Annotated in this window: 31 protein-coding genes and 3 pseudogenes; 11 read left to right on the top strand and 23 right to left on the bottom strand. The window is 42.1% G+C overall.

Going from position 1 to position 26,147, the window contains the following annotated elements:
- Positions 1-224 precede the first annotated feature (224 nt).
- The 6 genes and pseudogenes from H7F27_RS10495 to cdaS form a co-directional block, all read right to left on the bottom strand.
- A pseudogene (locus tag H7F27_RS10495) lies at positions 225-2,142 on the bottom strand (vWA domain-containing protein).
- 10 nt (positions 2,143-2,152) lie between these two features.
- Positions 2,153-3,043, bottom strand: coding sequence for an AAA family ATPase (locus tag H7F27_RS10490; protein WP_185848910.1), 891 nt, complete (start codon positions 3,041-3,043; stop codon positions 2,153-2,155).
- Positions 3,044-3,130: 87 nt separating this feature from the next.
- Positions 3,131-3,721, bottom strand: a complete 591-nt coding sequence (locus tag H7F27_RS10485; RefSeq protein WP_024121733.1) for a superoxide dismutase family protein — start codon at positions 3,719-3,721, stop codon at positions 3,131-3,133.
- 142 nt (positions 3,722-3,863) lie between these two features.
- A pseudogene (locus H7F27_RS10480) lies at positions 3,864-5,100 on the bottom strand (LysM peptidoglycan-binding domain-containing protein).
- A gap of 397 nt (positions 5,101-5,497) precedes the next feature.
- A complete protein-coding gene (locus H7F27_RS10475; RefSeq protein ID WP_185848909.1) occupies positions 5,498-6,715 on the bottom strand; it encodes a macrolide family glycosyltransferase in 1,218 nt (405 codons plus the stop codon).
- 243 nt (positions 6,716-6,958) lie between these two features.
- Entirely contained in the window at positions 6,959-7,573 is a 615-nt protein-coding gene (gene cdaS / locus H7F27_RS10470; protein ID WP_103671810.1) for a sporulation-specific diadenylate cyclase CdaS, read from the bottom strand.
- Positions 7,574-7,848: 275 nt separating this feature from the next.
- Here cdaS and H7F27_RS10465 point away from each other — a divergent pair, with 275 nt between their 5' ends.
- A complete protein-coding gene (locus H7F27_RS10465) occupies positions 7,849-9,207 on the top strand; it encodes an MATE family efflux transporter (RefSeq protein WP_044155533.1) in 1,359 nt (452 codons plus the stop codon).
- A gap of 15 nt (positions 9,208-9,222) precedes the next feature.
- Positions 9,223-10,071 (top strand): RsbT co-antagonist RsbRC, encoded by an 849-nt coding sequence (locus H7F27_RS10460; protein ID WP_095713111.1) that lies wholly within the window; start codon positions 9,223-9,225, stop codon positions 10,069-10,071.
- Positions 10,072-10,099: 28 nt separating this feature from the next.
- On the opposite strand, the gene bshB2 is transcribed toward H7F27_RS10460, so the two are convergent.
- From bshB2 to rarD, 4 genes are all read right to left on the bottom strand, one after another.
- Positions 10,100-10,765, bottom strand: coding sequence for a bacillithiol biosynthesis deacetylase BshB2 (bshB2, locus tag H7F27_RS10455; protein ID WP_185848908.1), 666 nt, complete (start codon positions 10,763-10,765; stop codon positions 10,100-10,102).
- 19 nt (positions 10,766-10,784) lie between these two features.
- Complete coding sequence (locus H7F27_RS10450) at positions 10,785-11,135, bottom strand: YojF family protein (protein WP_185848907.1); 351 nt, start codon at positions 11,133-11,135, stop codon at positions 10,785-10,787.
- Positions 11,132-11,410 carry a hypothetical protein gene (locus H7F27_RS10445; RefSeq protein WP_095713112.1) on the bottom strand — a complete coding sequence of 93 codons (279 nt, stop codon included), beginning with the start codon at positions 11,408-11,410 and terminating at the stop codon, positions 11,132-11,134. Before H7F27_RS10445 ends, H7F27_RS10450 begins: the two co-directional genes overlap by 4 nt.
- Before the next feature lie 74 nt (positions 11,411-11,484).
- Positions 11,485-12,381: an EamA family transporter RarD gene (rarD, locus tag H7F27_RS10440; RefSeq protein ID WP_024121741.1), complete on the bottom strand. Its 897-nt coding sequence runs from the start codon at positions 12,379-12,381 to the stop codon at positions 11,485-11,487.
- Positions 12,382-12,479: 98 nt separating this feature from the next.
- Here rarD and H7F27_RS10435 point away from each other — a divergent pair, with 98 nt between their 5' ends.
- A complete protein-coding gene (locus H7F27_RS10435; protein WP_101860551.1) occupies positions 12,480-12,935 on the top strand; it encodes an Hsp20/alpha crystallin family protein in 456 nt (151 codons plus the stop codon).
- 32 nt (positions 12,936-12,967) lie between these two features.
- Here H7F27_RS10435 and H7F27_RS10430 read toward each other — a convergent pair whose 3' ends face one another.
- Both H7F27_RS10430 and H7F27_RS10425 read right to left on the bottom strand, forming a co-directional pair.
- Positions 12,968-13,201, bottom strand: a complete 234-nt coding sequence (locus H7F27_RS10430) for a hypothetical protein (protein ID WP_101860550.1) — start codon at positions 13,199-13,201, stop codon at positions 12,968-12,970.
- Positions 13,202-13,301: 100 nt separating this feature from the next.
- A pseudogene (locus H7F27_RS10425) lies at positions 13,302-13,402 on the bottom strand (transporter); the annotation flags it as partial.
- 363 nt (positions 13,403-13,765) lie between these two features.
- Between H7F27_RS10425 and H7F27_RS10420 the strand changes: the two are divergent.
- Positions 13,766-14,155 carry a tautomerase family protein gene (locus H7F27_RS10420; RefSeq protein WP_024121746.1) on the top strand — a complete coding sequence of 130 codons (390 nt, stop codon included), beginning with the start codon at positions 13,766-13,768 and terminating at the stop codon, positions 14,153-14,155.
- A gap of 92 nt (positions 14,156-14,247) precedes the next feature.
- Here the strand turns inward: H7F27_RS10420 and H7F27_RS10415 are convergent, their stop codons facing one another.
- Both H7F27_RS10415 and yodB read right to left on the bottom strand, forming a co-directional pair.
- Entirely contained in the window at positions 14,248-14,514 is a 267-nt protein-coding gene (locus tag H7F27_RS10415; protein ID WP_024121747.1) for a hypothetical protein, read from the bottom strand.
- 181 nt (positions 14,515-14,695) lie between these two features.
- Positions 14,696-15,034: a transcriptional regulator YodB gene (yodB, locus tag H7F27_RS10410; RefSeq protein ID WP_024121748.1), complete on the bottom strand. Its 339-nt coding sequence runs from the start codon at positions 15,032-15,034 to the stop codon at positions 14,696-14,698.
- A 129-nt stretch (positions 15,035-15,163) separates the two neighbouring features.
- On the opposite strand from yodB, the gene H7F27_RS10405 reads away from it, so the two are divergent.
- Positions 15,164-15,772 carry a nitroreductase family protein gene (locus H7F27_RS10405; RefSeq protein WP_024121749.1) on the top strand — a complete coding sequence of 203 codons (609 nt, stop codon included), beginning with the start codon at positions 15,164-15,166 and terminating at the stop codon, positions 15,770-15,772.
- Positions 15,773-15,817: 45 nt separating this feature from the next.
- Here H7F27_RS10405 and H7F27_RS10400 read toward each other — a convergent pair whose 3' ends face one another.
- Together H7F27_RS10400 and H7F27_RS10395 are read right to left on the bottom strand one after the other, a co-directional pair.
- A complete protein-coding gene (locus tag H7F27_RS10400; RefSeq protein WP_185848906.1) occupies positions 15,818-16,420 on the bottom strand; it encodes an alpha/beta hydrolase in 603 nt (200 codons plus the stop codon).
- A gap of 11 nt (positions 16,421-16,431) precedes the next feature.
- A complete protein-coding gene (locus H7F27_RS10395; RefSeq protein WP_024121751.1) occupies positions 16,432-17,343 on the bottom strand; it encodes a ring-cleaving dioxygenase in 912 nt (303 codons plus the stop codon).
- Between the two features lie 184 nt (positions 17,344-17,527).
- Here H7F27_RS10395 and H7F27_RS10390 point away from each other — a divergent pair, with 184 nt between their 5' ends.
- Both H7F27_RS10390 and H7F27_RS10385 read left to right on the top strand, forming a co-directional pair.
- Positions 17,528-17,728, top strand: coding sequence for a DUF3311 domain-containing protein (locus H7F27_RS10390; protein WP_024121752.1), 201 nt, complete (start codon positions 17,528-17,530; stop codon positions 17,726-17,728).
- On the top strand, positions 17,728-19,218 hold the full coding sequence (locus tag H7F27_RS10385; protein ID WP_185848937.1) for a sodium:solute symporter family protein: 1,491 nt from the start codon (positions 17,728-17,730) through the stop codon (positions 19,216-19,218). The genes H7F27_RS10390 and H7F27_RS10385 overlap by 1 nt, the downstream gene beginning before the upstream one ends.
- Before the next feature lie 35 nt (positions 19,219-19,253).
- Here the strand turns inward: H7F27_RS10385 and H7F27_RS10380 are convergent, their stop codons facing one another.
- The gene (locus tag H7F27_RS10380; protein ID WP_103671806.1) at positions 19,254-20,654 is read right to left on the bottom strand and encodes a carboxy-terminal processing protease CtpA; all 1,401 of its coding nucleotides are present in this window, start codon (positions 20,652-20,654) and stop codon (positions 19,254-19,256) included.
- Between the two features lie 151 nt (positions 20,655-20,805).
- Between H7F27_RS10380 and H7F27_RS10375 the strand changes: the two genes are divergently transcribed.
- A complete protein-coding gene (locus H7F27_RS10375; protein WP_095713119.1) occupies positions 20,806-21,507 on the top strand; it encodes a class I SAM-dependent methyltransferase in 702 nt (233 codons plus the stop codon).
- 86 nt (positions 21,508-21,593) lie between these two features.
- Positions 21,594-21,854, top strand: a complete 261-nt coding sequence (locus tag H7F27_RS10370; protein ID WP_024121755.1) for a hypothetical protein — start codon at positions 21,594-21,596, stop codon at positions 21,852-21,854.
- Positions 21,855-21,894: 40 nt separating this feature from the next.
- Here H7F27_RS10370 and H7F27_RS10365 read toward each other — a convergent pair whose 3' ends face one another.
- The gene (locus tag H7F27_RS10365; protein WP_095713120.1) at positions 21,895-22,716 is read right to left on the bottom strand and encodes a M15 family metallopeptidase; all 822 of its coding nucleotides are present in this window, start codon (positions 22,714-22,716) and stop codon (positions 21,895-21,897) included.
- A gap of 83 nt (positions 22,717-22,799) precedes the next feature.
- Positions 22,800-23,501, bottom strand: coding sequence for a purine-nucleoside phosphorylase (gene deoD / locus H7F27_RS10360; protein WP_024121757.1), 702 nt, complete (start codon positions 23,499-23,501; stop codon positions 22,800-22,802).
- Between the two features lie 203 nt (positions 23,502-23,704).
- On the opposite strand from deoD, the gene H7F27_RS10355 reads away from it, so the two are divergent.
- Entirely contained in the window at positions 23,705-23,830 is a 126-nt protein-coding gene (locus H7F27_RS10355) for a hypothetical protein (protein ID WP_024121758.1), read from the top strand.
- A 38-nt stretch (positions 23,831-23,868) separates the two neighbouring features.
- On the opposite strand, the gene yodL is transcribed toward H7F27_RS10355, so the two are convergent.
- From yodL to H7F27_RS10340, 3 genes are all read right to left on the bottom strand, one after another.
- Positions 23,869-24,183, bottom strand: coding sequence for a shape determination protein YodL (yodL, locus tag H7F27_RS10350; RefSeq protein ID WP_038954208.1), 315 nt, complete (start codon positions 24,181-24,183; stop codon positions 23,869-23,871).
- A gap of 59 nt (positions 24,184-24,242) precedes the next feature.
- A complete protein-coding gene (locus tag H7F27_RS10345; protein WP_185848905.1) occupies positions 24,243-24,854 on the bottom strand; it encodes a phosphatase PAP2 family protein in 612 nt (203 codons plus the stop codon).
- Between the two features lie 77 nt (positions 24,855-24,931).
- Positions 24,932-25,108 carry a YozD family protein gene (locus H7F27_RS10340; protein WP_010334612.1) on the bottom strand — a complete coding sequence of 59 codons (177 nt, stop codon included), beginning with the start codon at positions 25,106-25,108 and terminating at the stop codon, positions 24,932-24,934.
- A gap of 120 nt (positions 25,109-25,228) precedes the next feature.
- Here H7F27_RS10340 and H7F27_RS10335 point away from each other — a divergent pair, with 120 nt between their 5' ends.
- Positions 25,229-25,372, top strand: a complete 144-nt coding sequence (locus H7F27_RS10335) for a hypothetical protein (protein WP_103671803.1) — start codon at positions 25,229-25,231, stop codon at positions 25,370-25,372.
- Here H7F27_RS10335 and H7F27_RS10330 read toward each other — a convergent pair.
- On the bottom strand, positions 25,369-26,049 hold the full coding sequence (locus H7F27_RS10330) for a hypothetical protein (protein ID WP_010334614.1): 681 nt from the start codon (positions 26,047-26,049) through the stop codon (positions 25,369-25,371). The two genes, H7F27_RS10335 and H7F27_RS10330, sit on opposite strands and share 4 nt — an antisense overlap.
- Positions 26,050-26,147 lie beyond the last annotated feature (98 nt).

The following is a 26,147-nucleotide window of genomic DNA, read 5'->3' as shown; positions in this document are numbered from 1 at the left end:
ATATTACCCCCAACCTAGATAATCAAGTGATTTATTCACTATCTTAAAATAACTTTCGAACGCTGTGTCCAAAATTATGTAATAAAAACGCTTCCAACGATATTTTACCACTGTTTGCAATTTGATTCTACCTTGATTGTTCACAAAATAGTAAAAAACCTTTATAAAAAACAAAAAATTTAATCATTTAAAAAAAGAAACGCCAAAAAGCATAGAATAAAGGGTTATCCTATGCTTTTATGGAGCAGTTTTTTAAGAAGCGGATACAGTACATCCGGAAGCTGATCGACATCCGGGACAAATATACTGAACTTCCCGTACATATCCTGTATCGTTTTCATTTGTGATTCTTCAATTTCCGAGTTGGAGAGAAAAACATTTATGACTTCTATTCCTCTTTTTCGAGCTTCGATAACCGCTTCACTTGTATCGACAATTCCATTTTGCTCATAACCAAATGCGGCCGGCTCTCCGTCAGAGAACACGATTAAGAATTTTTGCGCCTCGCTCCGCTGCAGCATTTTTTTCGTCATTTGCCTGATCGCATAGCCGTCACGGTTGTCTTCCTCAGGTTCAAGCTGCATAATCGCCGGTCCCGCCGCCTGTCTTAAGGATGACTGAAATGGAATTACCGTATTAAAATAGTTCGGCTGACTCGTTTCGGTCGCATCGTTTGTATCCTCCCAGAAACCGACAATTTGATGCGGGACTGCTACCGACTTCAGGGCTTCGTGAAACAATACGATTCCCCGCTTCGTTTCATCCATTTTGTCGAACATGCTGGCTGAACAGTCGACCAGCAATGTGAAAACAGCGTCAATTTCTGAAGAAGGCTCTTGTTTTTTGTAAAAAAGACGCGGATTCCGCTCCGTAAAATAACGGAGAAGCTTGTTGTTCAGACGGCCCGCGTGAAGGTCAGTCCTTGGCAGCGTTTTTTTTGTGTTCAAGCGTTTTTTGAATCATCTGTTTCAAACGCTTCTGATACGATTCGATCGATTTTGCCTGCTGTTTATAAGAAAGCTCTTCATCTTGTGTTGCAGGCTGCGGTTCTTTATAAATCGCAAACGCGAATTTATTTTCCTTTCCGTCGGCAAGACCCGCACCGTTCGGCTGGTCTTTTTTGGACTCCAGCGCTTCCAGTTTGGAATAGTCTTTTCGTTTTGTCTGTCTGGCTGAACCTTGAACAGAGCCGAGGGCCTGGTCTCCATCGTCCCCTTCACGAGAAGCATCTTTTCCTAAATCGGATTTTGCGCCGTGTTCAATATCAAATTGAAGGAAGCTTTTAGACGGCGCTTCTGTTTCACGGTGCCAAGTCGGCATTTCTTCATCGTGAATATCTTCATCGCCGTCTGACTTTTTCGGAAGCGTTATGTCATCACTCAGCTTCGGCGCTTTTTTCTCTTCTTCAAATAACGGCTGCTCGGCAGCTTTTGCATAATCTAACTCAGGCAAAAAGAAGTAGGTATTCAGCATGTCTTTATCAAGCACCTCTTCAAGTCCGTCCATGATATCTTCGACAATTTTCAGAACGTGATGTGTAGAATCAGCTTCATACACACGCAAGAGCTGCTGTTCGATAAACGGACGCATCAGATCAATATCATCACGCATAGACGGGATGGCTTCCAGAGGCGATTCCGCCGTCAGCTTGACATACATGGCGCAAAAGAGCGCATCCGTAAAAATGCTTCGTTCTAAATTTAAAGTCAGCTGCGTGGAGAAATGTTTTCTGTACATGTCTTTTCGTTTTGCAAATACATACTTTGTACCAGGACGCTCGTGTTTGATACATTCTTCAATTCTGATGTCCTCAAGCAGCATAAACAGCTGTTTGGCAAAGCTTTTGTACGTAAGATTGTGCTGGATATAATCCAAAAGGCTCGCAAACTCTTGCAGCGAGCTGTATTTTGTTCCGACTGATCGAAGGTAGACATCGCTTTTGAGACCTGCTTCCATATCTTCAGCTGCTCTGTCCTTCCAAAAATGGCTCATGTAGATTTTTTTTTCAAATGGGTTGTAGTAGGACTGAACGCCATACTCCACTTCCACTGCCTCACTTTTGGTGAGCGTTTTGGCCAAATCGGTCAGCATCATAAATAAAAACGAGTCAATTGTGCTGTCATTAAATTTGATAAATTTCATCGCACATCCCTCATTCAAACAGAGTTTCTGCGATATTTCGGACCGCCGCCTTTTCACGGTCATCGTCAAGCTTCTCTACAATTCCGCGTTCAATGGCGCGTAGCGGCGGAATATAAGCGGCTAAATCACACGTATCAATTAAAGCTCTGATGGATGCCGCTTCTTCAGACACCTGCCCGTTATTAGCCTGAACGATCAGATCAGAAGACAGCGTGATAAACCGGTCAATCAATTTCTCATCATGAAGGGCAGACTGAGACATGAGTACTTGTTTCAGCAGCTCGCCTTTAATATAAGGCACATCAATGATGACAAAACGGTTTTTAAGCGCTTCATTCAGCGGAACGGTTCCGACGTAGCCTTCATTGATGGCAGCAATGACTCCAAACCCTTCTTTTGCCCGAACGACTTCTCCTGTAAACGGATTTGTCATCATTTTTCTGTAGTCCAATACACCGTTTAAGATTGGCAGGGTTTCCGGTTTTGCCATATTAATTTCATCTATATAAAGAAAGTGGCCTTCATTCATGGCCGTTGTCACAGGTCCCGAGATAAACTCGATCGTCGCCTGGCCAGATTGATTTTCAATGGTTTTATAGCCGACCAGCGCTTCAGCATCCAAATCAACTGAGCAGTTGACACTGTGCATTGGTTTATGAAAATAGCTGGACAATGTTTCTGCCAGCCTAGTTTTACCTGAGCCTGTAGGTCCTTTTAACAGGATATTTTTCCCCATCGCTAATGCGATAATGGCATCGAATAAAATGGCTTCATCCTCCGCCTCATAGCCTGATGTCCCGATGAGCGATTGAAATTCTGGAGAAATCGGCTGGCTTTTATATGATAAAAGCTTATTTTGTATATCTTCCGGCAATGTTAAGTGCTGCAATTGAGATGTCATAGACAGGTTTCCTTTCCTATTCGTATTCCATTAACGAGTATACTAAAAAAGCCCCTGTATGCTCAATACAAAAGGGCTCCCGCTATATTACTGTTTCTCGTTATTGCCAGAAAGCGCTCCGCAGACAATTCGCGCTCCTGAATTTCCGCTCGGATTCGTCAAATAGTCGTCAGCCTGTTCATGAATAATAAACGCGCTGCCATCCTGGTCGAGAATATTCAATTTGCTTCCTTTTTGTAAAGAGGTTTCAGGCGCATTCATAATAACATCTACTTTCCCGTCTGCGCCGACCTCAAGATTCGGAAGATCTCCGGCATGATGTCCCATCGGATTATTGAAGCCGTGTTCTTTGTTCAGCGGATTAAAGGGTCCGCCCGCGGATTCAAAATCCGGCCTGACACATGATCCTTTTTCATAAATATGAAAACCGAGTGAAGCCCCAGGTGTCAGGCTGTGTGCTGAGATGTGAAAATCGAGCCCTTCGTCTTCTGACTCTTTTATTTCAATAAACCCGACTTTTTTGCCTTCTCTATTGACCAGCTGAATCTGATGGCGAAACGCTGAGGTTTCTATTACCTTTTTTTCCGGTACCCGCCGCGGATGATCGGGAGGTGTTTCCTGACTGCATCCCGCAAGACCCAGTGCCGCCAGCACGATAAGGAGCAAGAAACGATTCATGCTGTCTCCCCCTTGTTTTTTCTAACAGTCTGGTCAATCATATTCCGATATAAACTAAAAAAAGCCTTTTAAAAGGCTTTTACATTAGGGCAGCAGGACGTCCTGCCCAAACGCCCCGTCTGTCTAATGTCGATGCTATAGTTTAAAAATAGCTTCGTGCGCCCAGGTAGCGCTGTTTCCAATACGAATTGCTGAGATTGGAAATGCCCACACCGTCCGAGCTTGCATGAATAAAATTGCCGCCGCCCAAGTAAATCCCCATGTGAGACGGTCCGGATTTATACGTCGTAAAGAAAACAAAGTCACCGACTGACGGCTGGCTGACTTTTTGCATTACGTTCCAGTACCCTGCCGTGCTCAGCCTTGAAATAGATGATACTTTATTAATGAGGTAATAAATATAGCCGCTGCAATCGAAACCGGAAGGCGTATTTCCGCCCCAGCGATACGGAACACCGACATATTTTTTTGCCTCCGTTATCATTCTGTCAATCTTTGTTCCAATTTGAACGTTTGATCCTGGTTTGTCTTTCGGGACTGTCTTATTGGAATTATTTGATTTAGTCGTTCCTGAAATCGTGAGAACCTGCCCGATTCGCAGAACATCACTAGACAAATTGTTCTTATCACGGATACTTTGCACAGTAACGCCCAGCTGATTCGCAATCTTCCATAACGAATCACCCGATTTCACTTTGTATGTAGTTGTTTTTGAAGAATTTGAGTTTGACGGCTTTTTGGAACCGCCGCTACCGCTATTGGATGAGCTGCTTTTTTTTATTTTTAATACTTGCTTAGGGTAAAGCGTATCTGATGTTAAGCCGTTTAAGGTTTTCAATTCGGCCACCGTCATATTTAGACTGTTTGCGATTTTCCACAGAGAATCACCAAGCTTTACAGTATATGTACCTTTTGATGAGCCTGCAGAATTTGAACCGTTGCTTTTTTTTCTGCCCATTCGAACCATTTGAACTGCTTGTCCCTTTAATTTTCAGTTTTTGGCCGGGACGAATCAAATCACTGCTCAGGCTGTTTAAGCTTTTAAGCTCTGAAACACTCATTTTATGATTTTTGGCAATCATCCATAAGGAATCACCATATGCTACGGTGTATGTTGACGTTTTGCTTGAGTTTGATGAGGATGTTTTGCTTTTTTTGCTGCTTTCAGGAACTTTAAGGCTTTGGCCGACATAAAGCATTGACGATTTCAATTTGTTTTCGGATTTCAGTGCTGAAATACTCGTATGATACTGGCGCGAAAGTTTCCAAAGAGAGTCACCGCTTTTCACCTTTATCGTTTTTGCGTCCGCGGGTGCTGCTACCATCGATGACCCAACAACTGCGGAAACAGCCAAGCCGGCTACGATCTTCTTTTTCATTCATTTAACCTCCTAAACTTTTTATGAGACAAACAGAAATAATTAGTATTCTGTTTCCAAAAATGGCACACATACGTTTTATCGTCACTTTTTTAGCGTTATAAACAAATTTTTATAGATCCGGCAGCAAATTCAGCTTCGTTCGACCTTAAAACTCTAGATAAACACCTAATACTTTACATAATTTGTATAGGTTTATCGAAAGTCTAAGGAACTATTTAAGCGGGGGTAAAATGATTGGTTTATGCTGATGAAAGAAGCAGATTTTCCTCCTTTCCTGTCTGTTTTTCTTTCAATTCTCTATCAAAGTGTCAAATCCCTTCTTCTGACTGCAACTCTGCCCAGCTTTCCGAAACAGTTAAAAGCCTGTCCATTTCAAATGAACAGGCTGTATACACTATGCGTTAGCTGATTGAGTATTGTGTTTAACATATTCAAGAATGCTGCCGGCAGCTTTTTCAGCACCGCCTGCTGCTTTCAGTGACTGGCCAATTGCTTTTGCATTCTTAGCATAAACAGGATTGCTGATCACTTCTTGAATGGTTTCTTTCAGAAGGTTTTCAGACAGCTGTTCTTTTTTCAGCACTTTCCCCGCACCTACTTGTTCCACCTGTTTTCCGACAGCGAATTGATCAGCTCCCATCGGAATGACAATGAGCGGTGTTTCAAAATATAACCCTTCGCTTGTGCTGTTCATTCCGCCGTGGGTGACAAACAAACTGGCTCTTTTCAGGATTTCAAGCTGCGGCACATACGGGCGCACAATAAAATTGTGAGGAATATCGTTTAACTCACTTTGTTTAACATGTTTCCCAATGGACAGCACAACTTTTCCGTCAAAGTCTTTGCACACCTCGAGACATTGGTTGAAAAACTCTTTTTGATTATTAAAAATGGTTCCCATAGAAATAAACAGCACGTTTTCATTGTCAATCTCATCGAATGGAAAGTCATTGCTTTTGGCTCTTTTTGCAATTGAAGGACCAACAAACACATAATTTTCTCCGAATTGCTCAGCCATTGGCTGAAATTCTCTTGACGTAAAGACAATCGTCAAATCTCCATCGGACGAAAAAACGTCAAAAGGCTTGGTAATTCCCGCTTGAAACTCGGCATTTAAGGTTTCTGCGAGCTGCTGATAGGATTCGTAATAAGGTGAGTCTTCAAATGGTCTGCTATTGAAGGTGTCCATCATTCCCTTTAAAAAATCCTCATTCATCGCAAAGGTCGTACATAATGAAAATCTAGGCAGCTTCAGCAGATTGGCAATGATTTTACCGGCCAGGAAATGGTGATCATATATGACATAATCGTATGATTCGTTTTTCACTTCATTATAAATATGGGTGGCGATGTCCTTACACCCTTTCAAAAAGGCGCATATCATTTCGGCAAAATCTCTTTCCTCATTACCAGTTGCGTTTTTTCCGAAATATTCTTCTCTAAAATCGTTATATTCACGAAATTCAATATCAAGCGCAGTGATTTTTTCTTCATATTCCTTTACTGCATAGTAAGTAATGTTTTCTCCTCGTGATTTCAGCTCCTTCATTACACCGATAGACGGATTAATATGGCCCTCTCCCGGAAAACCGATCATTAATACATTAGTCATGCGGCACACCCTTCCATTAAAATTTATGTAATATTTTATACAGTACTATAAATACAAAATCAGGTAAAGTATTTAACTTTATTAATATTAATCTAATATAACTTTTATACTAGGTTACATTTCCCGACTTTCTATTTTCAAGAAAAAAAGCATTCAGTATGGCATGAATGCTTTTAAAAAAGAGTTCTATTCCAGTCATTTTGTCTCATGAGACGAAAGCTGTTCGGGTCCTTTTGTTTATTTTTATGTTCTCGGTGAGATGAGCGGATATAACACACCGTCCTTCGCAAACGACATCTTGCCTGTTTCCTCAGAAACAACCAGCACAAGCGCATCTGTATATCCAGACATCCCCAAAGCCGCCCGGTGCCTGGTTCCCAGATGAATATCCACTTCTTGTGTCGTCAGCGGGAGAACGTTTCCGGCTGAGACGAGTGTATGATCCCTCACTAATAAAGCGCCGTCATGAAGAGGGTTTCCCGGGAAAAAGATGCTTTCAATTAATGAAGCACTGATTTCTGCATGCAGCGATGTTCCTTTTTGAATAAATTCGTCAACCGGGTCTGCCCTTTCAATGACAATTAACGCGCCATGCTTATTTTCCGATAAATTTTTAATCGCCTTGGCCAGTTCCACAAATGACGGTGTAAATTGTTCAATGTATGATTGCAAATAAAAGGATGAGGCAATGCCGTGCATATTCTCAAAAATACGTCCCAAGTCATCCAATTCACAAAGGAGGCATTGATCTTTTTCGTGTAACGTTTTCAAAATAAGAGAAGCATCCCCTAATATCTGTTCTAAATGCGATTGTATCTTTGCCGTGAATACACTTTCTGTCATCTGTTCGTAATGCATGGGCCTTCATCTCCTTTTCATATTTTCAACTTTGCACGCATGCTTATCTTATTGATGTACATTCTATTGGTAAAGGAGGTATGTAAAGAATGGAAATGGAAAGAATCATTCAATATATCTGCACCTTTTTAGGCGTTATTTCGCTTTCTTTTATTTATGCCCAAATGTTTAGAAAAACGAAACCGACAAAAAAAGAATAGGCCAGGCGTTCATTGCTTTTTATACATAAAATGTTATAATTTCTCTCGTTATGATAAAGAAACGGGGATCAATGTATGAAAGAAACCAAAAACGCCGGACAAAAGATAAAACAGCTTTTGCACATTTTAATTCCGATTTTAATCACTCAGGCGGGGCTTTCTCTCATGACCTTTTTAGATACGGTGATGTCAGGGAAAGTCAGCGCCGCCGATTTAGCCGGTGTGGCCATTGGATCAAGTCTTTGGACGCCTGTCTATACTGGACTGGCAGGTATATTAATGGCTGTCACCCCGATTGTCGCACAGCTATTAGGTGCTGATAAAACCAAACAAATTCCCTTTACTGTCTTACAGGCTGTATATGTGGCCGCGCTTCTAAGCATCGCCGTTTTAGCGGTTGGATATGGAATAGTTGATCCTGTTCTGTCCCGATTGAACCTTGAGGCTCACGTATATGACATTGCTAAGCACTTTTTAGGGTTTTTATCTTTGGGGATTTTTCCTTTATTTGTTTACACCGTTTTGAGATCGTTCATTGACTCATTAGGAAAAACACGAGTGACCATGATGATTACACTATGTTCACTGCCGATTAATTTTGTGTTAAACTACGTATTTATTTTCGGAAAATTCGGCATGCCTGCCCTTGGCGGAGTCGGCGCCGGAATTGCATCAGCGCTTACGTATTGGTGCATCTGTATCATCAGTTTTATCATCATTCATAAAGCAGCGCCGTTTTCTGAATATGGCATTTTCCTTACCATGTATAAGTTCTCTTGGGAAGCGTGCAAAAATATGCTGAAAATCGGACTGCCCATCGGGTTTGCCGTGTTTTTTGAAACGAGCATCTTCGCGGCTGTCACTTTGCTGATGAGCCATTTCAATACAGTAACCATCGCGTCCCATCAGGCCGCCATGAACTTTGCGTCACTTTTATATATGCTGCCGCTCAGCGTGTCCATGGCTTTAACGATAGTTGTCGGGTTTGAGGCCGGAGCAGCTCGTTTTAAAGACGCTCGCTCTTACAGCTTTATCGGCATCATGATGGCAGTAGGCTTTTCTTTGTTAACAGCTGCCTGTATCCTTTTATTCAGAGAGCAAATCGCAGGTATGTACACCTCTGATCAGGATGTCCTCCGGCTAACGCAGCACTTTTTAATTTACGCGCTGTTTTTTCAGCTTTCCGATGCTGTGGCAGCACCTATTCAGGGCGCCCTCAGAGGATATAAAGATGTCAATTATACACTTGCAGCCGCTTTTATTTCTTATTGGGTTATCGGCCTTCCTGTCGGTTATGCGGTCGGCACGTTTACAGGACTTGGCGCGTTCGGTTATTGGATCGGGTTAATTGCAGGACTAGCGGCAGGAGCAGTCGGGCTGTTTTTCAGGCTGGTTAAACTGCAGAAGCGTTATTTATTGAAGCAGGAATTTTAAAAGAGGTGATATGACATGGCACAAAATCAGAAATTATATGAGTATCTGTCTCAGCATGCAGAAGAAATAAGTTCTACATGGTATGAAACAATCGAGGAAACTGATCCGAATTCAATCTATGCATCAACAGACCCGGCCGTCATTAAAAATTTAAAGAGCCAGAATCTTGCTTTCAATTATAAGATCAGCCGTATCTTTATAGATGAAGAAGAGGTATACTTGCCCATTCTAAAAGCCTGGGCATTTGAAGTCACCCAGGATCAAGAGCATTTAAAAACGCCTATCCACTATATTATCCGTGAGTTTGTCAGAGTGAGAGACTTGTATATTTCCTATGTGAAGGACTTTGTTCATATCAATCAGGATACCGTGAAAAGCGAAGAAGCCGAGGATTTGTATCACACCCTTATTAAGGCGTTTGATCTTGTGATTCATATTTTTATAGAAGAAATGTACAAAAACACAAGCCTTCAGCTTCAAGCCCAAAAGGATATGATCACTGAATTGAGCGCCCCGGTAATCGTGCTGTTCCACAGTGTGGGACTGCTTCCGTTAATCGGTGATATTGATACCGTCCGCGCTAAATTGATCATGGAAAATACATTGAATCAATGTGCGAAAAAAAAGGTGACGCAGCTTTACATTGACTTGTCCGGAGTAGCGGTAATTGATACCATGGTTGCCCACCAGCTGTTCAGTCTGATTGAGGCGCTGCGTTTGATCGGCGTTTCATCCACATTGTCGGGGATCCGCCCGGAAATTGCGCAAACCGCGGTTCAGCTCGGTTTGTCTTTTGAGGACATCTCACTGAGATCTACTCTTGCATCAGCGATTGCATCTGACTTGAAATTAAAAAAGGTATAAGGTCCCCTCAAGGGCCTTATACCTTTTTTTAATCATTCCATTGATATGTCCAATACACTTCTTCTTCAAACCATGTTGCCATAACAGGTTCATTGTTTTTCAGTTTTTCCTCAAGCTCTCGGAGCATACCTTCCGTCTGGGTGCGATGAGCTCTTAACGCGTTCATTTTAATATCTGCCACTTCTTTGATATCAAGTACGACGTCTGCTTCGCCAAGCACCTCTTCCCTATTGCGTGTAATAGCCATGCATAGTGTGCGCGGACGGTCTTCTTTCTTTTTGCGGTACAATGCCCGGATGACCGCTTCCCCGCATGCATCATGGTCAGGGTGCACGCCATGTCCCGGATAAAATGTGACAATTAAGCTTGGTTTTACATCATCTATGATTTCTTCCATGATATCAGCTAAATATTTATCGTCTTCAAACTCAAGCGTTTTATCCCGAAGTCCGAGCATTCGCAAATCATTAATATCCATTTCTTTGCAGGCGTTGATAAGCTCTTGTTTTCTTAATAATGGCAAGGTTTCCCGATTAGCAAAAAATGGATCTCCCATATTTCTGCCCATTTCGCCTAACGTAGCGCAAGCATATGTAACGGGCACATCTTTTTTTCTGTTTAAAGCAATCAGACCCGCCACACCGTATGATTCGTCATCAGGGTGAGGCAGGATTACAAGCACGTGTTCTTTCATTATTTTTTCACCCTTTTCTTTAAACTGTGAACGGTTTTTCACTGATTTGAAGTGAAATAGCCAGTTTTCCGCCCGGCAAGTGTCCTGCCATTAATAAGCGGTTTTCTTCATCCACTGTGTACTCAGTCAGGCCTTCAGCATAAATCCAGCCCTCTTTTGTTTTTAAGCCGACCCGGTAAGGCCCGCTCCCTTTGATTTTAGCTTGATGATAGGTTACCTTCGCATTGCGTATATAAGCAACAACCGTCATGTTTTTTTCATTTAAATGTGCCGAGTAAGAACCGGTTGTGGTTTCTAAATGGATATATACAGGGCGGTCCGCATATCGTTCTAAAGATGCTTGCACATCTTCTTTTATGATTGCTTTCATAATTGCTCCCCTCTTTCTACTTTTAAATACTGTACGCGTTCTGTATGTAATTTGACCAGTTGATATTTGACAGCCGGTTCCAGCTGTGAATTCACAATGCGCTGTATAGCGGCATAATATTTTTCCAGCATAGGTTTACGAAGTCTCGGATGTGTTCTCTTATCCAAAAGCTCAAGATCAATTGCCTCTGTAACCGCTTCTGCATCTTCGTTTGAGAAAGAGCGGCTGTTCCATAGCGAGGCGTATGCTTTTCCTATTTCTATATCATTGTCCATCGTCCTGCTCCTTTATGTCTTACATACATGAAATGATTATACATAATATATACTCAAACTGAAAAGCCAAAGGCTCAATGGCTTTTTGATGCCCGTTTCCATTTCACTTGTGAAAACGTAAACAAGACTAATGCAGCCCATATACAGGCAAAGGTAAATGCCTTCGAGCTTGAAAATGGCTCATGGTAAATGAACAGCCCGATCAGCAAGGTGATGGTCGGTGCAATATATTGTAATATACCGACTTGATACAGCGGCAGCCGCTTCGCCCCTTCAGCAAACAATAAGAGCGGCAGCGCGGTAAACACACCGGCAAAAAAGAGAAGCACCCATGCCCCGCCGCTTTCTGCACCCGCAGGCTGAATATGGCCGCTAAGCAGCAAATACCCCAATGCAATCGGCATAATCATGAATGTCTCCAGCGTTAAACCGATAGCGCTTGAAAGACTTGTTCTTTTTTTGGTAAATCCGTATAAGCCAAAGCTGAATGCAAGCAGCAGCGCGATGTACGGAATGGAGCCGTATTGAAACGCAGAAATAATAACGCCGGCTGCCGCAATAGAAACTGCAACCAATTGAAGGCGATTCAGCTTTTCCTTTAAAAACAAAATGCCGAGAAGAACTGACACAAGCGGATTGATGTAGTAGCCAAGACTTGCTTCTAGCAGAAATCCATGATTGACAGCCCATATGTATACAAACCAGTTAACCGAAATGAGAATTGAAGCGAGAAATAAAGATAGTATGCCTCCGTTCTTTTTTAAAGACCGCAGCTCATGCCACCCCGTTTTCCATTGACGCAAGAAAAAAAGCACGATACACATAAAAACAAAAGACCAAATGATACGGTGAGCTAAAATATCAAGTGCCGGCAGCTGTTCAAGAAGCTTCCAATAAAGCGGAAACAGCCCCCACATCGTAAAGGAAACGGCTGTGTAAAGAACGCCTTTTTTTGTTTCTGAATGATGCATATTATGTCCCTGCCTTTCTTTAGAGCATCTTATATTATATCACGTGAAAGATCGAGCAGGCATATACTATTTTGTCCGTGAAGAAAGGTGTGACGAAGATGTTTGAGTGGAACAAGTACTTTCCTTTCCAAAATCAATTTTCCAAGGAAGCATTAAAAAAGGCCGATCCAAAAGAGGTTGAGCATTATGTAAACAGTGTAATGGAAAGTGTGTTCGGAAGTGATTACGCGGCTCAATTTCCATTTCGCGATCCTCTCCCGACTAAAGAAAAAACAAAGCGCACCGAACCTGATATAGATATATTCGAAACAGCAGACCATGTGTTTGTAAAGGTTTCAGTAAGCGAAAGCCAGCTGGAACAGCTCAAAATTAAACATACATCACATACATTACTGATTGAACATTTCCCGGGTTTGACTCATCCTAAAAAAATAAATCTTCCCTGTCTTGTCAAGCGGAAAGGAACGAAAGCCGTATATAAAGACGGCCATCTGGAAGTCATGTTTCATAAACAGCAGGACTACAATATGTCCGAGGTAGAAATTATGCGATAAAAAACGGCCTGCTTCTGTGCAGGCCGTTTTTGCTAATAGAAACCGGGATAACCTCCGCCATACGATCCCCCGGGGCCGTATGGCGCACCTCCGTAACCGTAAGGAACAGGCGGATACGCATAGGGACGCGGATAATTAAAAAGAGCACTCCCAAGAAAACCGCCTAATAAACCGCCGACTAAAGGAGCGCCAAACAAAAAAGGGTTTCGTTCCGGGTATCCGGCCGGACCTGGGTTCCCGCGATAATATGAGTGTTGAGGGTACATGATTATTTCCTCCTTTATGTCTGCCTATATATAAGATATTCATCCAGGAAGAAAAACGATTGGGCTATTGTTAAATTGGATTTTTACTGATAAAGCATTATTACAAAAATAATCCGGCCAATAAAACACAGCCCAGTCCTGTACCGAGAGGACCGTTGTGAGCAGCGTCCATGTTTGAAACGTTTCCTTCATGCTCACGCCGTCAGAAATAACAAAATAAAAACCCCGGCAGCAGTGATAAAACTCGGCATGGCCAACCTCCATTTTCATGTTGTTTTTGACAATATCTCCGGATGTTTATTAGAAAACGCTTTCATTTCAACGAAATAGGATCTTCGTGGTGATATAATTGTCATCTTTTGATCAACTATTATTTTCATACTAACCTCCTAATCAATTACTGCCAGTAATATTTATGATTTCATAGGCTGTCAGACAACAATATAGTTATATATTGATCAATTATTGGTTATATGTTATGTTTTTATCTATCAATTGGCTTCAGATAACAAAATAATGTGATAACATGCTGATAAAATCAGTGTCACAAAAGGAGGAATTCAAATGCCATTATTACGTTTCGATCTGATAGAAGGCCGTGATCAAAAAGCATTACAATCGCTATTAGACACTGCTCATCAAGCAATGGTAGAAGCGTTTGGCGTGCCGGAGAGTGACCGATATCAAATTGTGCACCAGCATCCCGCGAATGAGCTCGTGATTCACGATACCGGATTAGGATTTCATAGAAGCAAGGATTTGATCGTGATCAGCATTACAAGTAAAACAAGAACAAAGAGCCAAAAAGAGAAATTATATGCCTTGCTGGCTGAAAAACTAGAAGCAGAATGCGGTATTTCCCCGGAAGACCTAATGGTTTCCATTACGGAAAACGGTGATGCTGATTGGAGTTTCGGGCTCGGCGAGGCACAATTTTTGAATGGTAAGTTATAAGATGGTGAAACTTCTTCATCTGCTTTACACTTAGCAAATGGCCAGTCAATGAAATAAAAAAAGAGAGATCCTTATTCAAGACCTCTCTTTTTTTATTTCTTTTTCAAAAAAGCAGAAATAACCAGAATGAAAACAGCCAGCAAAACGAAATATAACGGTGTGATCCAGATTTGGTGGATAGAATCAGGGTCTCCCTTTTTATACCCAGTTTCGATGCCTATGTAATTCCAATGAAAGCTGACAGGGTTTTGATCGTATATATAAAATTCAGGCAGATAGAGCTCCGGTTTGCTGATTTGAACAACAAGATAAATGATGATTCCCATTAACAACAGGATAGCTGTTAGTAACTTTTTCACGGAAGGATCCTTTCCTATTTTTGTATGTTGACATCATCCTAACATCTCTTTTTATAAGTGTAAAATATAAGCTGATTCATATCATGGCTCCTAAAATAAAAAGTCATGTAAACGGTATGACCCACTTACATGACTTTCTCACTGAAACAAACCCTTTCTGCGGATGCTCTGTTTCTTTCCATTATTTCTCTTCTTCGCACACTGTAACACCAGGCTCACAAAATTGATCGGCCCACGCTTGCATTTCTTGAAATACGGCTTGCAGCGCGGTTCCTTTTTCAGTCAGCGTATAGATCACTTTTACCGGTGTCTCGGGAAGAACCCGGCGTTCAACAATTTCGTTTTGCTCTAGCTCTTTAAGGCGCTCTGCCAGCATTTTTTGGCTGATCATCGGTATGGTTTCCGTTATCTCTTTAAATCGTTTCGGCCCATCCATTAGTACATGGATGATCAGACCGTTCCATCGTTTTCCCAGCAATGAGAAAGCTGACTCCATTTTAGGGCACATTGTATTTCCCACTAGTCTTCATCCCTTCATCTATTGTTTGACAAGTATTCACTGATCCATTAAAATTATCTTTCAAGTTACATTTAGTAAGCTTCTAACTTTTCTATTATCATACCACGTTTACCCGAAGGAGGAAACATTATGACTGATACTCTGGACATTTTGCAAGCACGGGCATCTGTTAAGGAATATGATACGAATGCCCCGATCTCTAAAGAGGAACTGACTGATCTTTTGGAGCTCGCCACTAAAGCGCCTTCTGCATGGAATCTGCAGCACTGGCATTTTACAGTTTTCCACAGCGATGAATCAAAAGCGGCTCTTCTGCCTGTAGCATATAATCAAAAACAAATTGTTGAATCTTCTGCTGTCGTTGCCATTTTAGGCGATCTAAAAGCGAATGAAAACGGTGAAGACGTTTACGCTGAACTGGCAAACCAAGGTTTCATCACGGATGAAATCAAACAAACGCTTCTTGGCCAAATTAACGGTGCTTACCAAAGTGAACAGTTCGCACGCGATTCCGCTTTCTTAAATGCTTCATTGGCTGCTATGCAGCTTATGATTGCCGCAAAAGCGAAAGGTTATGACACCTGCGCAATCGGAGGATTTAATAAGGAGCAGTTCCAAAAGGAATTTGATATCAGCGAGCGCTATGTTCCGGTTATGCTTATTTCTATCGGGAAAGCAGTGAAACCTGCACACCAAAGCAACCGCTTGCCTCTATCAAAAGTATCAACTTGGCTGTAAATCTAAGAAAAACCTTAGTCCGGATAAACACGGACTAAGGTTTTTTTATTGAAACGTATCTTTGTACCATTGGCGAGCCTGTTCAGCTTCATGCTGTGTGAGCTGATGGCCCCCATCCTGCCAAAAAACTGAAGCAGATGCCCCGCTGTCAAGCAAACAGCGGTGAAGCTCTTCCGATTCTTCCTTTGTGCAAAGCGGATCATATTTTCCCGCCCCAATGAAAACAGGAAGCCCTGTCATATTGGGAAGCTCAAGCCCCCGTATCGGCACCATAGGATGATGCAGAATAGCCCCCTTTAAAACATCCGCATAATGAAAAAGCAGGCTCGCTGCGATATTTGCGCCGTTTGAGTAGCCGACTGCAATCACTCGGCTCCGGTCAAACTGATGCATTTGTGCCGCCTCGTCGATAAAATCTTTCAATTCTTTTGTCCGCTCAACGAGATCCTTTTCATCAAATACACCTTCGCTGAGACGTTTGAAAAAGCGCGGCATTCCATTTTCGAGCACTGATCCCCTGACACCCAGCAAATGAGCATCCGGATCTATAAAACGGCCCAATGAAAGGAGATCATGTTCATTTCCTCCGGTTCCATGTAACAGCAGTAAGACGTTATCAGATGTCCCTCTTTCAAAAATATGCTTCATCATGTCCCCTCCTACAATTCAGGCAAAATATCTGTAATTTGTTTGCGGTGTTGCTCCAGCCATTCAGGCAGCTTTAAGGATGTCCCCAGCTCATCAAACGTTTCATCTGTCATAAAGCCTGGTTCATCTGTGGCAATTTCAAATAAAATGCCGCCTTTTTCCCTGAAATAAATTGATGTGAAATACTCCCTGTCCAGAATTTCTGATGAAGGGAGATGTTTTTCAGCAATAAGCGGCTGCCATTTAGCCTGCTCCTCACTCGTTGTCCGAAACGCTATATGATGAACTGTTCCATAACCTCCGACGCCTCTTTTTTCCGGCTGCAAATGAACGTCAATCACGTTTCCGACAGCCGCTGCGGATTTCAGTCTAACGATCTGATCTTCTTCCGCTACTTTGCTGTATCCGAAGCTTTCCTCTAACAATTGAATCGTTGCTTGCGGATCAAAGGAGTACAGCAGCACGCCTCTCATTCCGGTGATGGCTTCATGTTCTGAAATGCCGTCAGGTGTCCACTCGCTTTTTCCGCTTTTGCCGTCTTCCATGATTGCTAACGGAAGGTCTTCTGTATCATCAAAGATCAGCGCGTGTTCCCCGCATAGCATTTTCTCCTCTGCATTCAGTCCATTATTTTGAAGGCGTTCCTTCCAGAAAGCCAGAGAGCCTTTAGGGACTGAAAAGTAAATTCGGCCGGCTTGGCCTTTCCCTACCGTCCCCTGCCCGCTTCCTTGGAACGGGAAAAAGGTAATAATGGTCCCTGGATCTCCATTTTGATTCCCAAAGTAAAAATGATATGTTCCCGGGTCATCGAAATTCACTGTTTTTTTGACAAGCCGAAGCCCGAGCACTTCTGTATAAAATCGCAAATTTTCTTGCGGATCTCTGGCAAATGCTGTGACATGATGCAATCCTTCTGTTTTCATCTTTTCACTCCTAAATTATCTTGATTTCGAGATATTTATTATTTTAAACCTATAATGTGCAGGATGCAAACCATGTGATTTAATTAAATAATTGAAAAAATCATTTTTTTCTAATAATTATCTTGTGATCTTATCTTACAACTGCTATTATAGTGAGCATTATCATCTTTCAGGAGGAAAGTAAATGGTTAAAAAAGCACTTATTGTTCTACTCATCATTTTACCATTCATTCAGCTTGCACTTTTGCCGTTTGTGAATCGAATCGAACCGATTATTTTCGGCCTTCCTTTTTTCCATTTTTGGCTGCTGCTGTGGATTATTATTACGCCGGTATGTTCGTTTGGCATTTACCTGATGCAAAAAAAAGATGGAGGAATTGAATGATGCAAGGAAATCTCATTGCACTTATGATTACGGCTATTATCGTATTAACTGTTGTCTGTATCGGATTTCTCGCCGGGAGAGACAAATCATCGCGAACCTCGGTGGAAGAATGGTCTGTCGGCGGCAGACGTTTTGGAGGCCTTCTCGTTTGGTTTTTAGTAGGCGCTGACCTTTACACGGCATATACTTTCTTAGGCCTGACCAGTACGGCTTACACAGGCGGAAGTGTTGCGTTTTTTGCTATTCCTTACTCCGTATTGGCTTATTTTATCGCCTATTTCTTCCTGCCGAAACTTTGGAAAGTTGCGAAAATTCACAAATTAACAACTCTCGCTGATTATGCGCGGGAACGTTTTGACAGCAAGCTGTTGGCAAGTCTCGTTGCAATTGTCGGTGTCCTGATGCTTATCCCATATATCTGTCTTCAGCTTAGCGGAATTCAAGATACGCTTCAGGTGGCGGGAACCGGCTATATCAACGTAAAGTTTGTTGTCATCATCTCATTTATTCTAGTTGCTCTTTACACGTTTTTCAGCGGGATTAAAGGGCCTACTTTTACGGCCATTATTAAAGATATTTTAGTATGGGTGATTATGCTGTTTATGGTCGTTTCCCTCCCTCTTATTCATTTCAACGGCTGGACGCCGATGATTGATACATTGGTGAAGGAAGCGCCGCAAATGCTGACGATACCGACAGAGGGCCCAAAAGGCATCCCTTGGTTTATTACAGCATCTATTGTATCCGCCTTGGCACTTTTTATGTGGGCGCATGCCGCTACAGGTGTATTTACGGCGAAAAGTGCCGATGCAGTTAGAAAAAACAGCATGTTTTTGCCGCTTTATAACATCGTTTTAATCTTAGTTATTTTCCTTGGTTTTATCGCTTTTCTTGTGCTGCCGGAAGATACAAATCCAAGACTGGCGCTGCTGCATCTGATTCAGACGTCTTACGGCGGCGTGGCACAAGGTTTTGCATATGCCACTATCGCCCTAGCTTCATTGATCCCTTGTTCGATCATGGCTATCGGAGCATCGAATTTATTTGCCAATAACTTATACCGTGACTTGATCCATCCAAATGTGTCACAAAGCAAACTGACCCTTATTACACGTTCCATGGTGTTTGTCGTGATCGGTCTTGCTCTTCTATTTGGAATGCTGTTCCCGACTGCCTTAGTAACACTTCAGCTTTTAGGCGTTTCCGGTATGGTGCAGATCTTCCCCGCGATTGCCGTCAGCTTATTCTGGAAGAACCAAACGAGAGAGGCGACAGTGATCGGATTATTAGCCGGCCTCGCGGTTACGTTTATTGTGTATATCACTCAATCTGCACACGGCATTTATGAAGGTTTCTGGGGATTGTCCGCCAATATCATCGCTGTAATCATTCTCAATCCGCTGTTTGTAAAAAGAGCAGGTTCAAATCCAGTCAAAGAAGGTTTATTTGGTAAAAAAACTGAACCAAATCCGAATCAGAAGGGTGCTTAAAAAAAAGCCATACGCGGCAGCCGCGTATGGCTTTTTTACATTTCTTTTTTCAGCGTTTCAATTGCTTTTTTCATTTGCGTATCATTATTTGACAGCTTTTGTTGAAGTTCTGTCATTAGTTTTGTTGTAGTATCGCCAGTCAGCACGCCTGTTTGTTTCAGATTCTCTTTTTTCTGGAACTGTTTGACGACTGATACAAAATCTTGATCATACGTACTGTTTACCTTCACCTGATAGCCAAGTGCTTTCAGCATTTGCTGAGCGACTTTGACTTCAGTGCCTGTATTGCCTGATTTGTACGTTTTATCAGCGTCTAAATAAGGGAGCTTCGCGTAATCAGGAAGCTCTGCTTTCAATTGCGGCTTGATGCCTTTTTTATGAATCCACTCACCGTCAGCAGTCAGCCATTTGGCCATTGTCAGTTTGACTGTTGAGCCATCCTCATACTCTTTTGCGGTTTGCACTGTGCCTTTTCCGAATGTGGTTTCTCCAATTAACGGAATGCCTGACGATTCATGAAGGGCAGCGGCCATGATTTCTGCAGCGCTCGCTGTTCCGTCATTTACTAAAACGACAGTCGGCTTTGTGACTTTTCGTTCTTTTTCCGCTTTCATGACTTCTTTTGAGCCGTTTTTGTACTCAACCTGCATAATATTTTTACCTTTATCAATAAACAGATTGCTCATTGTAATCGCCTGGTCCATTAAGCCGCCCGGATTGCCCCTCAAGTCTAAAATATAGCCTTTGGCACCTTTTTTCTCTAAACTGTCGATCGCATTTGTCAGCTCTTTAGCAGTTGTTTCAGAGAAAGAAGTGATTTGGATCTCACCGATATTGTTGTCTTTCATCTCAGAATAGACGGTCTCAACAGGAATCGTATCGCGCTTAATGGAAAGATCAATCTCTCCCACTCCCGCTCTGTTCAGCTCAAGCTTCACTTTTGTGCCCTTTTTGCCGCGGATTAAAGCGACGGCTTCATTTACATTCATGCCTTTTACGCTTTTCCCGTTTACTTTCAGGATTTGATCCTTCGGTTTGATTCCGGCTTTTTCAGCAGGTGAACCTTTGATTGGCGCAACAATAAGGATTTCACCGTCTTTTTCCTCTACTTGCGCTCCTATTCCTTCAAAGGATGCAGAAATGCTTTCTTCGAATGATTTTCCTTCCTCTTGATCCATATAGGTAGAGTAAGGATCGTCCAGAGACTCAATCATTCCTTTAATTGCTCCGTCTACTAATTTGTCATCGTTTGTTTCCTTGTAATAATCACTTTTGATTTGCTCATACGCTTTATTTAATTTATCGAACTTACTGTCTCCTGTGCTTGTTGATTTCTGGCCCAGAATGCTTGAATTGCCCGTAATAAATAAAGTCAGCGCCGAAGCGACAACCGCAGTGATCAGCACAACAAAAAACAGTTTCAATTGCCGTTTCAATTAAACACCACCTTTTCTTCTTACATTATTATCATGGACGATTTCCTATTCGTCAACTCGGAGCAGAAAATATAGAGATCCGCCCTTCTTTATCGTTTCATAAACCTATGTCTTTTCACGACATATAATAACGAAAAAGGAGGATACCATTTTGAGCCGATATTTAGAAATGCTGTCCTTATTCGGTGTCTCAGGTGCACATCCAGGCGGGCTTGCTTTTTCAAAAGCCGTATTGCAAAAAGCGGCACCTCCGCCTGATCAGCCGATTCTTGATGCCGGATGCGGGACGGGGCAAACTGCGGCTTATTTAGGACATTTGCTTTATCCTGTCACAGTCGTTGATAAAGACCCTGTCATGCTTGAGAAGGCGAAAAAAAGATTTGCAAATGAAGGGCTGGCCATCCCTGCATATCTTGGAGAGCTGGAACATCTTCCGTTTTCTTCGGCGTCCTTTTCCTGCGTCCTGTCCGAATCCGTCCTCAGTTTTTCCCATCTGACATCCTCCCTTCAAGAAATTAATAGAGTATTGAAGCCGGGTGGAATGCTGATCGGTATTGAAGCGGCGCTTAAAAAGCCGATGCCTCCGCGCGAAAAGAAGCAAATGATGGACTTTTACGGTTTTACAAAGCTTTATGACGAATCGGAGTGGATAGACTCGATTCGTTCCCATGGATTTCAGAAAACAGAAACGATCACCCTTTTGCCGGAAGATATGGAATTTGAACCGACGACTGAAATGGATGTATCGCAAGCAATCGCTCCTATCTACTATGAAACGCTTCAGTCCCATTATGACCTCATGCAGGCATACAGCGAGTATATGGGTCATTGTATCTTTATCGCATACAAGTAAAACGGCGCTTCACCCCCTCTTTTCGTCCAACCTTTTTTGTTTATCTATCATAAGCTGATAGAAAGACGGATTAGGAGGGAATTATATTGGAAAAATACTATCATATCTGCCGGCAGCACCAAGGAAAAGTTGCTAGAATTACAGAAAGAAACGGCAGAGTCCACGTGGGCAGAATTACACGGGTAACCAACAGCAAGGTCTTTATTGCTCCAGTTACTTCAGGGGGCCCAAGAGGCGGATTTGGCTATGGATATTGGGGCGGCTACGGATATGGATATGGAGCCGCATACGGTATTGGCCTTGGGCTGATTACAGGTGTGGCGCTCGCCGGATTATTCTTTTTTTAATGGAAAAACCCGCTTAACCAATGGTAAGCGGGTTTTTATTTTATATCTTCTTCACTTTTTCAAAGTATTCTTCTAATGTTAAGTCATTCTCATGAATAACCTTTGCAGCCTTTTTGCCTACATAACGCAAATGCCATGGTTCGTATTCGTACTTCGTGATGTCTTCTTTGTTTTTAGGGTAGCGAATGATAAAACCGTATTTATATGCATTGTTCTGCACCCATTTTCCGTCTTCGGTGCTGCCGAACGCCTCATTTAGCTCAAAACCGTTGCTTCGGCTGGAAATATCCATTGCCAGACCTGTTTGATGTTCGCTTTCACCCGGATATGCGACAGCTTCTCTTGCTTTCTTTTCCCCTTTTAAGCTTACTTCATTTTTAAAGATAACCTGCTGTCTGTCATACGAGCGGTATCCTGACACGGCTGCCAGCTCATAGCCATCCTTTTTCGCAGCATCAAACATCGTTTTTAATGCGTCTGCTGCTTCTTTTCTGATGTATCGCTTTTGTATTTTCTCTTTAAAAGAAAACTCGACATCAGGGATAACTAGATCGCTAGGTTCATAGTCTCCTGGCAGTGCGTATTGCTTATTGACAAGGGCGAGGATATTTTTTGGATTTTGAATGGTTTCCAGGCCGTCCACTTTTTTAATGTTATTGAAAAACTTGCTTTCCAATAAGAACTCACTGTCCTGCGTATTTGTTTTTTTGCTGTCAGCTGTTTTTTCTTCTGTCTGTTTTGATTCTGCAGTGGTTTTCGTATCCTTTTGAGCATCCCCATTTGACATGCTGCAGCCGGCTCCGACAATTGCCGTCACACTCAGAGCGGCGGCCAGCGAGAACCATTTACCGGACTTTTTCATAATCACATTACCTTCCTTTTATCAATCGTTTCCGTATCCATAAAGAAGAGGCTGCCGGCACCCAGCACGCCTCTTCATTTATTTTATTTTGATACAGAATGTAAAGCCACTTCTATCATATCATGAAAAGTGGTTTGACGCTCTTCTGCTGTTGTTTCTTCTCCTGTTAATACGTGATCGCTCACGGTCAGGATGGACAGCGCTTTTCTACCGTGCTTCGCTGCCAATGTATACAAAGCGGTTGTTTCCATCTCTACCCCGAGCACACCGTATTGGGCAAGCTTCTCAATTTGAGAATCGTCATTGTAGAACTGGTCAGCAGTAAATACACTGCCTACCGTCACCGGTACGCCTTTATCCTTAGCGGCGTCATAGGCATTTTTCAAAAGCTCGAAATCTGCGTTAGGCGCGAAATCGATACTTCCAAAAGCGACTCTGTTCATTTGTGAATCAGTAGAAGAAGTCATGGCCAAAATGACGTCGCGCACTTTGACATCTTTACGGATGGCGCCGCAAGAGCCTACTCTTATTAAGTTTTGCACATCATAGCTTTGAATTAATTCATTGACGTAAATTGAAATGGACGGAACGCCCATGCCCGTGCCCTGCACAGAGATTTTTTTGCCTTTATATGTACCTGTAAATCCATACATTCCTCTGACTTCATTATAGCATTCCACATTTTCAAGATACGTTTCAGCGATAAATTTTGCTCTTAAAGGGTCCCCCGGCAATAGTACCGTATCCGCAATTTGTCCTTTTTCCGCACCGATATGTACACTCATCTCATATCCTCCTATAAACCAAAATTAACGATCAGTCCGTTCATTTTACAACGGATGTCATGATGAGACAAACTTCAGCATTGATTATAAAGGAATGTTCCGAAAAAAGAAAATGATCCGAGGTATTTTTAGGCGCCATTAGAGAAAATCGGGATAATTGAGCCGCTTATATGAGAACCTAACGACAAAAGGAGGGATGAAACATGGGTAAAAAACAGCGTAACCGAATAACCGGACAAAAAAAGAACAACCACATACCTGCTAAAGACGTTATCGCGGCTGAAGAGGCGCACGAAAAAGAGCATTCCGCGGCCAAACGAAAACCTTAAAAAAACAGAAAACTGCGGATATCCGCAGTTTTCTTTCGCTATGTTGTTTGCACAATCAGACGATTGATTTTCCTCCATCCGGCGGGAAGCAGTTTATAATATGTTTTCCCTTTTCTGCCTTCATCAATCAAAATCACATCCCCTGTGGCCATAAATCTCGCATCATAATCACTTGGAACAGTATCGAATACATTAAACAAAGAGAATGCTCTTTTTAGCACGTCTTGATGATTGCTCCCGTTCAGTTCAGTTCGATAGACGGCTCTGTAGCCTTTTTTTTCACCAAACCGGGGTGTTTGAAATATTGTCACATCGTAAAAACAAGACTTCTTTTTAAACACGGATAACATCATCAAGATCCCTCCCTTTTATTTCTATAACATATTGGCGTTTCGCCCTCTTTTTCCTCTCTCTACTTTTGTCGAAACGAATGAAACTTTTCGTCAAAACCTTTCACGAGGAAAAACAGCAGCAGGCCGAGACTGAAGCCTCCTAAAACGTCAGTTAAAAAGTGCACGCCGAGGTAGACTCTGCTGGCACCAACCAAAATAACGACAGTACCGGCAATTATGTATACCGCTTTTTTATGCTTTGACAAAAACGGGATGTGTTTCACTAAAAAGTAGGCGATTACTGGATAAACACAAGCAGCGTTCATGGAGTGGCCGCTCGGAAAGCTGAAGGACGACTCATGAACGAGCGGTTCAAAATCCGGCCTTGCCCGTTCGATCCACTCTTTTAATATTTTGTTGAACAGACGATCCGCACCGAATATGAAGAGCATCAAAAGACCGTCCAAGGTTCTCTTGTAAAAAAACAGCCCTGCCCCAATGACTACGATAAGTGGCAGTAAAAAGGAAGTAGCACCAAGATGTGTCACCCAAATCATCACATCGTTCAGCCAAGGCTGACGGATAGCTGCGGCTGCCTTACTGATCATTTCATCTGCTGATTGAACAGCAGCTGTATGAATAACCGCGGCTAAAAAAAGAAAGAGAAGAAACAGACTGACTGGCTTGTACAAGATTTTCCCTCCTTTATTTCTCAAAAATTCATATCAGCCGAATAAAAAACCGGAGCTGGCCGCTCCGGTTTCAAGCCTTAACAATCTTCATCCAGCTCTTCATCTATCATACATTTTTCTATCAGATAATCAAAGGTAATATCGGCGATTTCAAACAGCTCATCTTCACTCGGTATGTAGCCCCGTCTTGCAAGCTCTCTGTAAAAAAATTCAGCGATTTCTTCCGTGTCAATCACAAGATCTATTTCTTTCATAACCATACCGCCTCCTTTTTTATGTTTTATGAAAAAACGGGATGAATTATACCCGGTGTTCTAAACAATTCTTTCATTCATATACATTGAATAAAAAAACAAGCCATAGGAGGCTGACAAATGATTGCTAAAATGATGGAAGCACTGGACGGAGAAAGATTCGATATGGTGATGGAAAAAACGCTCAAAGGTATGACGCATGTCATGATTTGGGGCTGTCTGCCTTACTTTTTATATGTGATCATCCGCTTGTTCACAAACTAACTGAAGTGTTCTTTTAAACTTTCCAGCACAAACATCATCATATCTTTATATTCTTCATCTTTAAACATTTCGTACAGAATTTTGTAATCGTTGTAAATATCCAAAAGCTCATCAACAATTGATACAGCCAGGATGCGCAGGGTATCTTGATCTTCATCTTCGCCTTCAAACTGAAGAAGAGCAGACGGTACAATATCTTCGCCGATCTCATGGGCAGTTTCTCCGACATAGTGGACAAACAAAAGCTGATGCACAAACTGGTCCATTTCATACTTTCTGAGTACCAGCGTGAGATCCTCTTCCTCCGTTTCAAGCCACTCTCCATCCTTTAAACGAGTCAGCTCATAAATAATATCTTCCCAGCCATCTTCTAAATATCTCCAAATTTCTGTTCTGTGGCCGATAATGCGAAAGAGTTCTTTTCCATAATCTTTTACATAAACGACATCTCCAATGAGGAATTCATATTCAATATCAAGTTTTTCCATATCGACAATGACGCCTTCATAATCTTTATATAATTGAATGGACGATTCAAAATATAAGACTTCATTGTGGTTTACTTCATAAAGATAGTGCTTATCGATTTGGTGTACTTTTGTGATTGTGCCGACTGTCCCATACATAATGACGACTACGATATCCCCTACTTGGAATTTCGGTTTATTTTGCTTCACGGTGTCTCCCCCTCGCCGCAACATTTCTCATACGCTATCGTATGCTGGGTTACACCAATTCGCATGGGCATGAAAACCATTGGAAGTATCCAATTATG

Origin of the sequence: Bacillus sp. PAMC26543 (genome assembly GCF_014250375.1) — a bacterium.
Taxonomy (GTDB): Bacteria; Bacillota; Bacilli; order Bacillales; family Bacillaceae; genus Bacillus; species Bacillus halotolerans.
The sequence above is the reverse complement of the archived record's forward strand: the minus strand, read 5'-3'. Positions and strand labels throughout refer to the sequence as shown.